The following is a 14,214-nucleotide window of genomic DNA, read 5'->3' as shown; positions in this document are numbered from 1 at the left end:
ACCTCTGCCAGTTCGAGTTCGCCTCGCAGCCGTGGCGGCTCGACCGCGCGACGCTGCGCCGTCTGCGGGTGCCGATCGTGCTCGTGGCGGCCTCGCTCGTGGTGGCGGTCGTCGGCGCGAATATCCAGTGGCTCATGATGGCGCGCCAGCGCGACGCGATCAGCGCCCAGATGACCGAGCTGCTCCTCAACGCGTTCCCGAAGACGACCGTGGTGCTCGATCCCGCCGGCCAGATGGCTCGCCAGTTGCAGCAGTTGCGCCTGGCCGCGGGCGAGCCCTCGCCCGACGACTTCCTCGCACTCTCCGACGGCTTCGCGCGCTCGCTCGGTCCGGTGCCCGCGAACGGCATCGCGGCCCTCGACTATCACGACCGGCGTCTGGACGTGACCTTCAAGCCAGGCGTCAACGTCGACGCCGATCTCGCGAAACGCCTCGCGGGCAACGGCCTTGCGGGCACGGTCGATGCCAGCACGGGCAAATGGACCATCAGGAGCGCATCGTGAAGACAACGGCTATAAGCGGCGCGTGGGCCGAGGCCTGGACGAACTTCTGGGAGGCGCGCTCGACGCGCGAAAAGACGCTGCTCACGTGGGGTGGCGCGGTGCTTGCGCTGGCGATCGGCTGGTCGGTGCTGTGGCAGCCCGCCGCCGACGGCCGTGCGCGCCTGCGTCAGAGCCTGCCCGGCATGCAGCGCGAACTCGCGCAGATGACGGCCGAGGCCGACGAGGCGCGTTCGCTGGCCGGCGCGGCGGCCAGCGTGGCGCCGGGCGGCCAGGCGCTCAAGGACGCGCTCACCGCGTCGCTCGCCGATCACGCGCTCACGGGCGCGCAGATTCAGCTGATCGGCACGACGGTGCAGGTGCAGATGAAGAACGCGTCGTTTCCGGCGTGGGCCGCGTGGCTCGACGACGTGCGCAAGCAGTTCAAGGTGCAGGTGGTCGAGGCGCACATCACCGCGCTGAAGGCCGATGGCCAGGTCGATTTGACGGCCTCGCTGCAACCGGCGAATACGCATTAAGAAGAAAAAGCGCGCATCGAAAAGCGCGCAATGAGAATCGCCGGAGAAATACGCAATGAGTTACTGGATGCGGCGCCTGCGCGCCGCGTTGCCTTGGCTGATCGTGGGCGTGCTGTCGAGCGCCGTCGTGCTGCTCGCCCGCCTGCCGGCAGCCTGGATCGCGCCGCAGTTCGCGCGCGCGACCCAGGGGCACGTGAATCTGATCGACCCGGAAGGTTCGCTCTGGCACGGCTCCGCCACGCTGATGCTCGCCGCGGGCCAGGACGCACGCGGCGCGACGCTGCTGCCGGGGCGCATCGTCTGGCGTACGGCGTTCTGGCCGCTGTTCGTCGCGCGCGTGCGCATGGAGATGCTGCAGACCGAAGCGATGCCCGACGCGGTCACGGTGGATGCGTCGTTGCGCGGCGCGAACCTGAGCGCGGGCACGATCGCCGTGCCGGCGTCGCTGCTCGCGGGTCTCGGCGCGCCCTTCAACACGCTCGATCTGGACGGCAAGGTGCGGCTCGAGTGGAGCCCGTGGCGCGTGTTCGGCACGGATGCGTTCGGACGACTGACCGTCTCGCTCGCCGACATGAGTTCGCGCGTTTCACTCGTGAAGCCGCTCGGCACGTATCAGGTGGTGCTGCAGGCGCAAGGGGCGACCTCGACGCTCGATCTTTCGACGCAAAAAGGACCGCTGATGCTCACGGGGCGCGGCTCGTTCTCGCGTGCGTCGGCATCGTTTCAGGGCACCGCGAGCGCCGCGCCGGATCAGCGCGACAACCTCGCGGGCCTGCTGAATCTGCTGGGCCGGCCGGTCGGGCCGGGAACCGTCGCGCTGACGTTCATGCGCTGAGGTTCGAGGTCTGAGCGAGCGCCCGCCTGCGCGGGCGCATACGCTTTACTGCGGCTGGGCGGCCGTCGTAGCCGCCGTCGCTGCCGCTGGGCCCGAAGCTGCCGAAGCCACCGCCGGCGCGGCGACGCTGCCGGTCTCGCGGTCCATCTGCGAGGCATCCCAGCCGCCGCCCAGCGCCTTCACGAGGCCCACCGACGACACCATGCGCTGCCCGCCGATGCTCACGAGCTTCTGCTGCGCGGTAAAGGCCGTGGCCTGCGCGGAGAGCACGTTCTGGAAGTCGGTCGTGCCCGCCTTGTACTCGTTCGTCACGATCGCGAGCGCATGCTGCGCCGACTCCACCGCCTGCTGCTGCACGACGACCTCTTGCCCGAGGATGCGCTGCGAAGCGAGGTTGTCCTCCACGTCCTGGAACGCGGCCAGCACCGTTTGCCGGTACGTGGCCACCTGCTGGTCGTAGGCGGCACGCGCGGCCTCGGTCTGGGCCTTGCGCAGCCCGGCATCGAAGATCGTGCCGGCCAGCGAGGGCCCGAGCGTCCAGAAGCGCGAGGGCAGCTGCAACAGCTGCGACATCACCGAGCTTTCGAAACCACCGCTCGCGGACAGCGTGAGCGTGGGGAAATACGCCGCGATGGCGACGCCGATCTGCTCGTTGGCGGACGCCGCCTTGCGCTCGGCCGAGGCGATGTCGGGCCGGCGTTCGAGCAGCGCCGAAGGCATGGCGAGGGGCACCATGGGCGGCGTGGCGGCGAGCGGCGACGGCGGGATCGAGAACGTGGAGGCGGGCTGGCCAACCAGCACGGCGATCGCATGCTCGTCCTGGGCGCGCGCCACACCGTTGTCGATCGCCGAAGCCTGGGCCGATTGCAGCTGGGTTTGTGCCTGGATCACGTCGGCGCGGCCCGCCACGCCCTGGGCGTACTGATTCTGCGTGAGCTGCAGCGACTTCTGGTACGCGACGACCGTGTCGTCCAGCAGCTTCTGCTGCGCGTCGAGCGAGCGCAACGTGAAGTAGGTTTGCGCGAGCGTGGCCTGGGCCGACAGACGCGCGTTCGCGAGATCGGCGGCGGCGCCCTGCTGGCTCGCCTCCTGCGAGCTGACCGTGCGGCTCACCTTGCCCCAGAGATCGGGTTCCCAGGTGGCGTCGAGCCCCAGGTTGACGTTGTTGTTGATGCTGCCGCTCGACAAGCCGCCGCTCGAGTTGGCCACGCGCGTGGGCGTGTACGAGCGCGTGCCGGCGAACGAGCCGCTGATCACGGGGAAGTACGCCGCCCGCGCCTCGCCCACGAGGGCGCGCGCCTGACGGTAGGCGGCGGCCGATTGCGCGACCGTCTGGTTGCTGGTGTTGAGCTGGTCCATCAGCGCATTGAGCTGCGCGTCGTCGTAGATCAGCCACCAGGCGCCGCGGTCGGTGGTATCGGCGGGTTGCGCGACCTTCCAGCCCTCGGGCGCTTCCTTGAACGAAGCGGGCACGGCGGCGCTGGGCCGGTGATAGTCGGGGCCGACGGCGCAGCCGGTCAACTGGAAGGTGAACGCAGCGGCCGCGCACAGCGTCAGGATGGAAAGCGGCTTGGGCGCGCGGCGCGCCACGGACCCGGCGGGTCCAGCGGTCGCGCCGGAACGGACGAAACGGCAAGGCATGCAAGGATTCCTGTCGATGCAACCGGCGCGCGCTCGGGCGGCCGGGCGCGCACGGGGTTGTCGCGTTGCGGCAATGGTAGCGCACGCGCTAGTCACTGCACGGAATCCGAAAGCTTACGCGTTGGAAGGGTTGGCGGGTGTTACGGCGTGAGGCGCGCAGGTTACGCGTCGTTACGGCGGCGCTTCGGTGCGCGGCAGGCGGGCTGGCCGCCACCGCACGCGGGGGCATCCACTGCCGGTGTTGCTGCCGTTGCGGCCGCTGGCGTGGCCGGCACGACGGCGCTTGCGGCAGCGGGTGCGTGCGCCGACGCTGCGCCCACACCACGGCCACTACCGCGATCGAGCCGCCCGGCAGCGCGAACATGGCCGCATACAACGCGAGCTTGCGCCAGCGCGACGACTCACCGGCCTTCGCGAAAGCGAGGCGGGCGGTGTCGGTGACGGAGCGGCCAAGGCCGCCAAGCGCGTTGATCAGGAAGAGCATGATGCGGAAACAGGTGAGTCTGGAAGAATGAAACTGGTTGCCTGTCATAATATTGACTATGCAATCAAATCACAACATACTTTGCAGCGCATCAACCAACTGTTGTTTTTACACGCCGATCGCAACGACAGAGGCGATCGCGACCTGCTACCTGATTTATCTGCCTGAGCAGCGACATAACCCGCTATAATCCGCCCGTCTTTTGAGATGCTGCAAAGCGAACTGCCATGAGCGACGGTCCTTTCGTCCCGGCCGGTCTGGGCGTCGAGCCAAGTCTCGGCTATTTCCTGTCGACGGCGCGCAACGTGCTGGCCGGACGCATCGACCGGGCGGTCGCGCCGCTCAGACTCACATCGTCGCAAATTGGTGTGATCCTTTTATTGTGGTTCGAGCGCGCCTGCACGCCGAACGAGATGTCGCGCGCGCTCTCGTACGACACCGGCTCCATGACGCGCATGCTCGACCGGCTGGAGAAAAAGGGTTTTCTCGAGCGGCAGCGTAGCCAGGCGGACCGACGGGTCGTGGAACTCGCACTGACGGATCAGGGACGCGCGGCGGCGCAGCAATTGCCCGACCTGATTGCCGCGGAGATGTCCGAGCAGCTGCGCGGCTTCTCGCCCGAAGAAGTCGCGACGCTGGTTCATTTGCTGCAGCGCTTCATCGCCAATGACGGCTCGACCACACCGCTGTGCGGATCGATGATCGACACCGGCAAGGACGCAGAAGCGCAGGCGCAGGAAGACGGCGACTAGCCACGCGGCACGACGCGCCGCGGCGCAACACGTGGCGTAGTTTTGATCCAATCACTGTCTGGGCAGAATATGCACAGACACGAAATAGCAGGCTGCCGCGCGCTGCCCCCTGGAGGCGGCAGCCACGGCCGACCCAACAAGGACACGGAACATGGCAGCTTCTCCCGCGGTGCCCGCGCAGGCCGAACCCGCACCGTTTTCCGGCGGCACGCTCGCGCTCCTCACAGTCGGGCTCGCGCTCGGGACCTTCATGGAAGTGCTCGACACCTCGATCGCCAACGTGGCGGTGCCGACCATCTCGGGCAACCTGGGTGTCGCCAACAGTGAAGGCACGTGGGTGATCTCGTCATATTCGGTCGCCTCGGCGATTGCGGTGCCGCTCACCGGCTGGCTTGCGCGCCGCGTGGGCGAAGTGCGCCTCTTCACGCTCTCCGTGCTGCTATTCACGCTGGCCTCGGCCGCCTGCGGCTTCGCCACGAACTTCGAGACGCTCATTGCGTTCCGTCTCGTGCAAGGGCTCGTGTCCGGCCCGATGGTCCCGCTCTCGCAGACCATCCTCATGCGCTCCTACCCGCCCGCCAAACGCGGCCTCGCGCTCGGACTCTGGGCGATGACCGTGATCGTCGCGCCCATCTTCGGACCGGTGATGGGCGGCTGGATCACCGACAACTACACGTGGCCGTGGATCTTCTATATCAACGTGCCGATCGGCATCTTCTCGGGCGTCTGCGCGTACCTGTTGCTGCGCGGCCGCGAGACGAAAACGACGAAGCAGCGCATCGACGCCGTGGGCCTCGCGCTCCTCGTGATCGGCGTGTCGTGCCTGCAGATGATGCTCGACCTCGGCAAGGATCGCGACTGGTTCAACTCGACGTTCATCGTCACGCTCGCCATCATCGCGGTGGTCGCGCTTGCGTTCATGCTCGCGTGGGAGGCGACCGAAAAAGACCCCGTGGTCGATCTCTCGCTCTTTCGCGACCGCAACTTCGCGCTCGGCGCGATGATCATCTCGTTCGGCTTCATGGCCTTCTTCGGTTCGGTGGTGATCTTCCCGCTCTGGCTGCAGACCGTCATGGGCTATACGGCAGGCCTCGCGGGTCTGGCCACCGCGCCGGTGGGCCTGCTCGCGCTGGTGCTCTCGCCGCTCATCGGACGCAACATGCATCGGCTCGATCTGCGCATGGTCGCGAGCTTCGCCTTTATCGTGTTCGCACTCGTGTCGCTCTGGAACTCGACGTTCACACTCGACGTGCCGTTCGACCACGTGATCCTGCCGCGTCTCGTACAGGGTATCGGCGTGGCCTGCTTCTTCGTGCCGATGACGACCATCACGCTCTCGAGCATTCCCGACGAGCGGCTCGCGAGCGCCGCGGGCCTCTCGAACTTTCTGCGTACTCTCTCGGGCGCGATCGGCACGGCGGCGAGCACGACGTTCTGGGAAGACGCCGCCATCTATCACCATGCCGTGCTGTCGGAATCGGTGACCCAGTCCTCGCCGAACACCGTCGCGTACAAGGACGCGCTCGCGAACCTCGGATTCGCGGGTCAAAGCCTGACCGCCAAGCTCAACGACGTCGTGACGACGCAAGGCTACATGATGGCCACCAACGACTTCTTCCGCATTTCCTGCGCGATGTTTGTCGTGCTGGCCCTGCTGGTTTGGGTGACGAAGCCGAAAAAAGGCGCGGGACCGGCAATGGGTCATTGACGGTCCCGCGAAAGGGCCGCCCGCGCGAAGCCGCGGGCGACCGGGTGCGCGTTGCGCTGCGTAGCTAGCGCTGTGTGATGCCGCTCGTCTGGATCTCGACGCGACGGTTTTTCGCGCGGCCTTCAGCTGTGGCATTCGACGCGACGGGCCTCGAGAAGTCGTAACCGTGCACTTCGTACTGGCCGGCGTGGAGGCCACGCGACTGGAGATAGTTGCGAACGGCCTCGGCGCGGCGCAGCGAGAGGCGATCGTTATACGCCTTCGAGCCGACCGAGTCGGTGTGACCGTCGATCACGACCGTACCGATGTTCACACCGTCGCTTTCCCTGACGAACTGGTCGAGCGTGCGCTTGCCGTCGGGCAGCAGATCAGCCTTGTCGAACGCGAAGTTGGCGTCGGCATTCAGCGTGATCGTGCGCGGCTGAACCTGGGGTGGCGTCTCGCCGATCGGCGCCGGCGACGGCGACGGGACCGGCTGCTGCGGCGGCTGGCAGATGAACGTAATTTCACGCGGGTCGTCTTCCGGCTTGAAGCCGGCAACGGCGTGATCCACCGACGAGACGCGCAGCGGCGTCTTGCTGCCGCAGATCTCGTTGACCTTTTTCATACAGGTTTTTGAGCTTTCGAACAGGCCGGAACATTGCACGCGATACGCCTGTGAGCCGTTAGCGAGCGTGACGATGTCGAGATTGTGGGTGGGGCCTGAGGCGGTAGTGCAGCCAGCGGCAGCGGCGATGACGGCAGCCGCGACACTGGCAGACAGAAGGCGCAGTTTCATTGTCGATTCGAGTTGTGGATGAGGATGAACGGCCCAGACCACGCAGGCCGAAACCAGCCCAAGATACGGGCTCCTCAATCCCTCCCTCAATCAGACAATGCCCAAAATCGGCCATGTGCCGATCAATGCGCGCTCGAAGCCGGCTCCGCCACGGCTGCGCCGCTCACGCCGGCCGTGTCGCCGCCTGCGCCCGTGGTCGTGTCGCCGGGAATCGGCGCATCGACGCCGGTTCGCACATACTGCTTGAACGCCGCGCCCGCCGACCACGGGTTGGGCTTGCAGCCGAGCGAACTGTCGCAATGCGCGGCGAAGCCGATCGTGGCCGTGCCGTCGGCGTTGGCCTGCTTCGTGATTTCATAGGCGAGCAGACGCCGCCCGCCGCCCGGGCCAGAAGTCTGGATCAGCGTGTCGGTCACGGTCTGCACTTCGTACTTCGAATGACTGCGCACCCAGTCCTGGGCGCGTTGCCACCAGAGATCGCATTCCGTCTTGTTCGAACAGGTGAGCGGCGCAGTCGCGATCTGCATGACGTCGGGATTGACCTGCCCGCGCGACGCGCAGGCCGCAGCCGTCGCGCACAGCAGGATCGCAAGAATTCGTTTCATCGCGTGGATTCCTCCCAGAGTGAGCCGCATTGCGCGCGGCCCGTGCATTTTTGGTGTTTTCAGCTTCGTTCGTCCGGCGCGCGCGTCGTCCGCGCGGCTCGGAAACGCGGCGGCTACCCTGGTTGGACCGCATCTGCACGCTGGTGTTGCGAGCAAATGCGGTGCCTGGGACAAACCTCGATGGGATGAGTGCGCGCCGCAGCGGCGCACCGGCGCGCGGCTCAGACGCTGAAGCGATTGAGCGTATAAGCGCGATACGCGGCGACGAACGCGTCGAACGAGCCGACTTCGTCGCGCTCGAGTTGCGCCTGCTCCGCGAGCGAATCGCGCGCGAGCGTTTCGAACTCGGCCGTAGCCGCGGCGTCGAGCGGACGCGCGAGGAATTGCGCCGCGTGGCGCTCGCTCTGTGCACGGGCAAATTGCAGGAAGGACTGCTTGCTATCGCGCATGGTTTGCAGCACGCGCGCCGATGGCGTGAGCGACGGGTCGGCCAGCTTTGCGCGCTGTGTCGCGAGCGAGCGCGTGTGTTCGTCGCTGCCGCGCGCCGCGTCGAGTACGGCGGCTGCCTGGCCGATCTTCTCGAACAGCGCTTCGGCCCACTCGTGCATCGGCACGTCCTTGCCGTCGCGCTTGAGCGCGAGACCCGGGCGGCGCCCTTCTTTCGTCACCAGGCCAAAGTTTTGATTCGATTCGGCGTAGGCGTCGGCAGGCAGGAACGGGCTGTCGTCGAGCGCGCAGGCGAGCAGGTAGGCGTCGAGGAACCGTGCGGTTTCGAGCGAGATGCCGGTCGACTCGAACGGGTCGATGTCCATGCAGCGCACCTCGACGTACTGCACGCCGCGCGCGGCGAGCGCATGCAGCGGCCGCTCGCCGGGATGCGTGACGCGCTTGGGGCGGATCGTTGAGTAGAACTCGTTCTCGATCTGCAGCACGTTCGTGTTGATTTGCACCCACTCGCCGTCGCGATGCGTGCCGATCGCCTCGTAGGGCGGATACGGCTGGCTCACGGCCTGCGCGAGCGCGTCGAGATAGCCTGCCAGCGTGTCGTAGTCGGCGCGCAAGGCGGACTGGCCCGTCGTGTTCGAGTAGCCGAGATCGCTCATGCGCAGGCTCGTCGCGTACGGCAGATAGAGCGTGTCGGCGTCGAAGGTTTCGAGCTTGTGCTCGCGGCCGCGCAGGAAGCGCGCGTCGAGCGCGGGCGAGGCGCCGAACAGGTACATGAGCAGCCAGTTCGTGCGGCGGAAATTGCGGATCAGCGCGAGGTAGCGCTCCGACTGATAGTCGGTGAGCGAGGCCGTGGACTGATGATGCGCATGCAGCACGCGCCACACGTCCTCGCTCAGCGAATAGTTGTAGTGGATGCCGGCAATGCACTGCATCGTGCGGCCGTAGCGCAGCGCGAGGCCCATGCGGTACACGTACTTGAGGCGGCCGATGTTCGAGCTGCCGTAGTGCGCGATGGGAATGCCGTCGTCGGTATCGGGCAGGAGGCCCGGCATCGATTCGTTCCAGAGCATCTCGCCGTCACGCGCGAGTACGGCATAGACGTAGCGATGCAGCTCGTCGAGCTTCGCGAGCGTGATCGACGCATCGGGTTCGGCGGGCGTGATGATCTCGATCAGCGCTTCCGAGTAGTCGGTGGTCAGCGACGGATGCGTGAGCGCAGAACCGAGCGCTGCCGCGTGCGGCGTCATGGCGAGACGGCCGTCGCGCGTCACGCGCAGGCTCTCCTTCTCGATGCCGCGCAGGCCGCGCGTGAGCGCGCCGCGATGTGGCCCGTCGCCCAGCACGGAAAGGCGCTGTGCGAGAACGTCGTTCGTGCGTGTAGAGGTCGTGTCTGACATTGAGGCAAGTCGGGCTCGGGCCGGCGGCGCAGTGCTGTGCTGTGCTGAGCTGTGCGCAGTGTTGCTGACATTCGCCGGCCGGGATTCTTTTCGGTAGCGGGCACTTTAACATCTCGCCGAAAGACCTGCTTGGGCCTGCCTCGGGCGGCGTTTTGGCCCGTCGGCGCGCGCTTCTCGAGGTGATGGCACCCCTTTCCTGCGCTGCCTTACGTTGCGCTAGCCGCCGCGCGCCGCGCCCGCGCGATCGGCGATTTCGTTCCACAAATGCATGGCCGCGTACGCGCGCCACGGGCTCCACGTATCAGTGCGGGTGCGCTGTTGGGTCGCGCGCACGAGCGCGGGGTCGCGCGCCGTGATGGCCTGCATGAGCACGAGATCGGTCGCGGGCCAGGCGTTCGCGTCGCGCCATGCGCGCATCGCGACGTATTCGACGGTCCAGGGGCCGATGCCGGGCAACGCGAGCAGCGCGGCGCGCATGGCGTCGAGGTCGGCGGGTTCGGCTGCAATCGCGTCGATTTGTCTGCTTTGCCGCTTGCCGCGCGGCTTGTCTGGATCGTTCTGCGCGTAGTTGCGTTCGATGATCACCGCGCCGCTCGCCACGGCCTGCGCGAAGCCCTGCAGCGCGGCGACGCGCTTGCCCGGCATGCCGATGCCCGCAAGATCGGCGGCGGCGAGCGCGGCGGGCGTCGGAAAGCGCCACGCGGTGCGCGCGTGCGCATGGTCGTCGATGCGCTTGCCCACGCGTTCGACAAGGCGCCCGATGATCGTCGTCGCCGCTTTCACGCTGACCTGCTGGCCGACGATCGCGCGCACCACGAGCTCGAAGCCCGACCAGGCGCCGGGCACGCGCAGCCCCGGCACGGCCGCGACGAGCGGCGCGAGCCACGGGTCGCCGCACAGATGCGCGGCGACGGCGGCGGGATCGGCATGCAGGTCGAACATGCGCGAGAGCGGCGCGGCGAGTGCCGCCGCGTGTGCGCTCACGGGTCCGTCGATCTGCACGACGAGGCAATGCTTGCGCGCGTGACGGCGCACGGCGAGCGTGCCGCTCGCGCCGTTGAAATCGATCGCGCGCAGCCACGCGCCGTCCTCCACCGCCTCCACGCCCGGTGTCGCGCGGCCGCTGAAGAAGCGCAGCACGCGCGGCCAGTCGTAGGGCGCGCGAAACGGCAGTTCGAGTGTGGCGCTGTGCGTCGGCGCCTCGGTTTGTGCTGCAGATTGCGAGGCGATGGCGCTCAAGTGGCGGTCTCCGGCGTGTTGGCGCGGTTCGAGGTCGAACGGGTGCCTTTCGGGTTTTTTGCGCCGTTTTGCGCGCCTTGCGATGCGCGTGCTTCGCCGTCGAGCAGCGCAGCCTTGCGCTCGAGCCCCCAGCGATAACCCGCGAGCGAGCCGCCCTTCTGCACGACGCGATGGCACGGAATTGCCAGCGCCACCGGATTCGACGCGCACGCACTCGCCACGGCCCGCACCGCGCGCGGGGCGCCGAGCGTTTCGGCGATCTGCGAGTAGCTGCGCGTCTCGCCGTAGGGAATGCGCTGGAGCGCGTCCCAGACGCGCTGCTGGAACGCCGTCGCGGCAATGTCGAGCGGCAGATCGAAACGCTCGCGCCGGCCGTGCAGATACGCGTCGATCTGCGCGGCGAACGGCGCGATCGCGGCCTTGTCCTCGATGCACTGCGCGTTGGCGAAATCGGCCGTGAGTGCGGCGGTGAGCGTCGCGGCATCGTCACCGAACGCGATCCGGCAGATGCCCTTTTCCGTTGCCGCGATGAGCACGAAGCCGATCGGCGTGGGCGTGGCGGCGTAGTGGATCGTCAGCCCCGCGCCCTTGCGGCGATAGGCGGAAGGCGCCATGCCCAGCTCGCCCGGCACGCTGTGATAGAGCCGCGACGACGAGCCGAAGCCCGCGTCGGCACTAGCGCGCGTGACGTCGGCGCCCTCGCCGAGCGCGTCGCGCAGCACGGCCCCGCGGCGCGCCGCCTGGTATTGGCGCGGCGAGACGCCCAGCACGCGCTTGAAGAGGCGCTGCAGGTGAAACGGACTCAGGTGCACGGCTTCGCCCAGCTGCGCGAGCGTGAGCCGCTCTTGCGGGTCGGCGTCCAGCGCCGCACACGCGCGCCGCACGATTTCCAGCTCGCGCGGCAGGCCGCCCGGGCGGCAGCGCTTGCATTCGCGATAGCCGGCGGCGCGCGCGTCGTCGGCCTCGGCGAAGAATTCGATGTTCTCGCGCCGCGGCAGCCGCGACGCGCACGACGGGCGGCAGAACACGCCGGTGGTGCGCACGGCGTAGAAGAACGCGCCGTCAGCGCGGGCGTTGCGCGACGTGACGGCTTGCCAGCGGTCGGCATCGCTCGTCCACTCGCTGTCTGGCGTCTGGCTGGGTTGGGCGGCTTTCATCGCTGGTTTCATTGCAGGAACGGCGCTCATTTGAGGGCTCCTCGAAGTGCCTGTCGGTATGGGCTTACTCTAACTTCGCGTACGGACGACGGCGCGCCGGATCTTGCGCTGTCATTGCGCTCGACATGGGCCGTGAATGCGCCCGGATCGGGCACTTTTAAGGCCCTCGGTGAATCCCTGGTGGCGTCTTGCGGATTCCCGTGCGACAAAATGGCAACTTTGCGGGTTTTCCCTTAAAAAGTTGTTGCGTCGCGACAGCCGACTCGGTATAGTGGTTCCTGTCTCCTCCATGTCTCCTCCTGATATGGATTAAGCCCGCTCAATGCAGCGGGCTTTTTTTCGTCCAGCGTTTCCGTAAGTCAACTCGCCCCACGCGCGGCGCTTCCCTCGCCTCAGCACCTGAAGCTATTTTCCGCCGGTTCCCGCGGTTCTGCTGCCCGCGATTCCGGTTCGCAAGGCTCGCTGAAATGTGCGCCTTCTGCGCAGCCCGGCTTGCACAGGTTCATCATGGGAATCCCAGCACGACCTCGAGGACGCCATGCGGATCCAGATTCGCGAAATCGATCACGTCGTTATCCGGGCGGCCGATGTGGCCGCCATGACGCGTTTCTATTGCGAAGTACTCGGTTGCCAGCCGGAGCGTGAACAGCGCGAACTCGGCCTGATGCAGTTGCGCGCGGGACGCTCGCTGATCGATCTCGTGACGATTGGCGGCCCGCTCGACCGGGGTTCCGGCGCGGCGCCCGCTGGTGCGAGCGGCAACATGGATCATCTTTGTCTACGGGTTGAGCCGTTCGACGCCGAGGCGCTGACGTCACATCTGACGCAGCATGGCGCGCGTCCCGGCAATGCGGTCGAGCGCTATGGGGCGGAGGGTTTGGGGCCGTCGTTGTATCTGTTCGACCCGGAGGGCAACATGGTGGAACTGAAGGGGTCGCCGCACGCTTGAGGGCGCACAGCCGGCTTTCAGACGTTCTCGGGCGCCTTGAACACGCCCCATTCGACTGCCACTGGCTCGGCGCTCGAATTGCCGATCCACGCCGCGCCGTCCTGCACCGTGCATTGCAGGCGCATGGTGCGCTCGGCCAGCGCGCCGAGCGACGCGGCGACGCCCTCGCCCAGCGACCAGACCGTCACGTTGCGCAGGCGCTCGACCTTGTTGCGCACGCCTTGCCACCAGATGTCGGAGGTGCGTCCGCCGTAGGCGATCACGATGACCTCACCCGCGCGCCCGCTTGCCTTGGCGATGCGGCGCTCGTCGGGCTGGCCAACCTCGATCCACGTTTCGATCGCGCCCGTGTAGTCTTTGCACCAGAGATCGGGCTCGTCCGTATCGGACAGGCCCTTGCAGAATTCGAGCCGCTCGCCTGCAAACAGCGCGAACGCCGCGATGCGGACCATCATGCGGTCGTCGGTTTCGGACGGATGGCGCGCGATCGTGAGCGCATGGTCGGCGTAGTAATGCCGGTCCATGTCCGCGATCTGCAGTTCTGCCTTGTAGATGGTCGATTTGAGTGCCATACCGAATTCCGGTCTCGCGAAAGCCGCACATGATAGCGAAGTTTCTAGCAAGCCACGTGCCGGTCGAATGGACGCGCAGCGCGCGTCGCTGCGGTGCGCGATGCAATGCGGATGGTCTGACGGGAAAGTGACGGGGGTTTGACAGCGGCGCGCGGCGCGTTGCATCGCGTCACGGCCGCGCGCCCGGCAAGCACGATGGCCCGGCGCACGGGCGTCGGGCCATGTCGAGAGGCGCGTTGGGAGAGGCGGCCTTACTGCTTGATGAAGCGGTCCGTGGTCCAGAGACCTTGCTCGTCGCCGTTCGCCGCGTTGACGAATTCGACGTCGTGGCCCACCACCTGTACGACGCGGAACGACTGGTTGTCGGGTGTGGACAGACACTGGAATCCCGTGAAGTATTCCTGCATCTGCTGATGCTCGCCGGCCTGCTCATGAAGCGCGACGGCGTCGAGCTTGTCTTTCGTGAGGCAGCCATAGGAGCCCGGCTTGAGCTGCACCGTTTGCTGCGGCTTGACGCTCACATCCTGAGCCTGAACCGCGACGACGCATGCGAGGCTGGCCGCCGCGACGACCATACCGGTTAGCATTTTCATGATTGCCTCCTGCGGGTTTTTACTCAGGTTAGCTATGTA

General features: G+C 67.1%; 15 protein-coding genes. 7 read left to right on the top strand and 8 right to left on the bottom strand.

Translation table 11 applies throughout. The annotated features are described in order from the left end of the window. The 3 genes from gspL to AB4Y44_RS39315 form a co-directional block, all read left to right on the top strand. The coding region (gene gspL, locus AB4Y44_RS39325) for a type II secretion system protein GspL (protein WP_368702519.1) at nucleotides 1–503 on the top strand (503 nt) is incomplete at its 5' end. Continuing rightward, a complete protein-coding gene (locus AB4Y44_RS39320; RefSeq protein ID WP_368695024.1) occupies nucleotides 479–1,018 on the top strand; it encodes a type II secretion system protein M in 540 nt (179 codons plus the stop codon). The genes gspL and AB4Y44_RS39320, both read left to right, overlap by 25 nt. A gap of 55 nt (nucleotides 1,019–1,073) precedes the next feature. Next, nucleotides 1,074–1,853: a type II secretion system protein N gene (locus AB4Y44_RS39315; RefSeq protein WP_368702518.1), complete on the top strand. Its 780-nt coding sequence runs from the start codon at nucleotides 1,074–1,076 to the stop codon at nucleotides 1,851–1,853. Between the two features lie 45 nt (nucleotides 1,854–1,898). Here AB4Y44_RS39315 and AB4Y44_RS39310 read toward each other — a convergent pair whose 3' ends face one another. Continuing rightward, nucleotides 1,899–3,494 (bottom strand): efflux transporter outer membrane subunit, encoded by a 1,596-nt coding sequence (locus AB4Y44_RS39310; protein ID WP_368702517.1) that lies wholly within the window; start codon nucleotides 3,492–3,494, stop codon nucleotides 1,899–1,901. Nucleotides 3,495–3,777: 283 nt separating this feature from the next. Between AB4Y44_RS39310 and AB4Y44_RS39305 the strand changes: the two genes are divergently transcribed. The 3 genes from AB4Y44_RS39305 (at nucleotide 3,778) to AB4Y44_RS39295 (ending at nucleotide 6,438) form a co-directional block, all read left to right on the top strand. Continuing rightward, nucleotides 3,778–4,146, top strand: a complete 369-nt coding sequence (locus AB4Y44_RS39305) for a hypothetical protein (protein ID WP_368702516.1) — start codon at nucleotides 3,778–3,780, stop codon at nucleotides 4,144–4,146. Between the two features lie 59 nt (nucleotides 4,147–4,205). After that, nucleotides 4,206–4,730 (top strand): MarR family winged helix-turn-helix transcriptional regulator, encoded by a 525-nt coding sequence (locus AB4Y44_RS39300; RefSeq protein ID WP_368702515.1) that lies wholly within the window; start codon nucleotides 4,206–4,208, stop codon nucleotides 4,728–4,730. A gap of 151 nt (nucleotides 4,731–4,881) precedes the next feature. Continuing rightward, entirely contained in the window at nucleotides 4,882–6,438 is a 1,557-nt protein-coding gene (locus tag AB4Y44_RS39295) for a DHA2 family efflux MFS transporter permease subunit (RefSeq protein ID WP_368702514.1), read from the top strand. A gap of 64 nt (nucleotides 6,439–6,502) precedes the next feature. Here AB4Y44_RS39295 and AB4Y44_RS39290 read toward each other — a convergent pair whose 3' ends face one another. The 5 genes from AB4Y44_RS39290 to ada all read right to left on the bottom strand — a co-directional run bounded on the left by AB4Y44_RS39290 (nucleotide 6,503) and on the right by ada (nucleotide 12,061). Beyond that, entirely contained in the window at nucleotides 6,503–7,216 is a 714-nt protein-coding gene (locus AB4Y44_RS39290) for an OmpA family protein (RefSeq protein WP_342920273.1), read from the bottom strand. A gap of 122 nt (nucleotides 7,217–7,338) precedes the next feature. Continuing rightward, a complete protein-coding gene (locus AB4Y44_RS39285; RefSeq protein WP_368702513.1) occupies nucleotides 7,339–7,821 on the bottom strand; it encodes a hypothetical protein in 483 nt (160 codons plus the stop codon). Between the two features lie 221 nt (nucleotides 7,822–8,042). Continuing rightward, nucleotides 8,043–9,665: a glutamate--cysteine ligase gene (gshA, locus tag AB4Y44_RS39280; protein ID WP_368702512.1), complete on the bottom strand. Its 1,623-nt coding sequence runs from the start codon at nucleotides 9,663–9,665 to the stop codon at nucleotides 8,043–8,045. Between the two features lie 216 nt (nucleotides 9,666–9,881). Beyond that, entirely contained in the window at nucleotides 9,882–10,895 is a 1,014-nt protein-coding gene (locus AB4Y44_RS39275) for a DNA-3-methyladenine glycosylase (protein ID WP_368702522.1), read from the bottom strand. A 5-nt stretch (nucleotides 10,896–10,900) separates the two neighbouring features. After that, nucleotides 10,901–12,061, bottom strand: a complete 1,161-nt coding sequence (gene ada / locus AB4Y44_RS39270; protein ID WP_368702511.1) for a bifunctional DNA-binding transcriptional regulator/O6-methylguanine-DNA methyltransferase Ada — start codon at nucleotides 12,059–12,061, stop codon at nucleotides 10,901–10,903. A gap of 538 nt (nucleotides 12,062–12,599) precedes the next feature. On the opposite strand from ada, the gene AB4Y44_RS39265 reads away from it, so the two are divergent. Beyond that, nucleotides 12,600–13,010, top strand: a complete 411-nt coding sequence (locus AB4Y44_RS39265) for a VOC family protein (protein ID WP_368702521.1) — start codon at nucleotides 12,600–12,602, stop codon at nucleotides 13,008–13,010. Between the two features lie 17 nt (nucleotides 13,011–13,027). Here AB4Y44_RS39265 and AB4Y44_RS39260 read toward each other — a convergent pair whose 3' ends face one another. Both AB4Y44_RS39260 and sap1 read right to left on the bottom strand, forming a co-directional pair. Next, nucleotides 13,028–13,582, bottom strand: a complete 555-nt coding sequence (locus AB4Y44_RS39260) for a YaeQ family protein (protein WP_368702510.1) — start codon at nucleotides 13,580–13,582, stop codon at nucleotides 13,028–13,030. A gap of 251 nt (nucleotides 13,583–13,833) precedes the next feature. Further along, nucleotides 13,834–14,175, bottom strand: coding sequence for a surface attachment protein Sap1 (gene sap1, locus AB4Y44_RS39255; protein ID WP_342920267.1), 342 nt, complete (start codon nucleotides 14,173–14,175; stop codon nucleotides 13,834–13,836). Between the last annotated feature and the right edge of the window lie 39 nt (nucleotides 14,176–14,214).

Origin of the sequence: Paraburkholderia sp. BR10937 (assembly GCF_040965695.1) — a bacterium.
In the GTDB taxonomy this organism is placed as follows: Bacteria; Pseudomonadota; Gammaproteobacteria; order Burkholderiales; family Burkholderiaceae; genus Paraburkholderia.
Note: the sequence above shows the minus strand (reverse complement) of the source record. Positions and strands in the feature narration are given on the sequence as shown.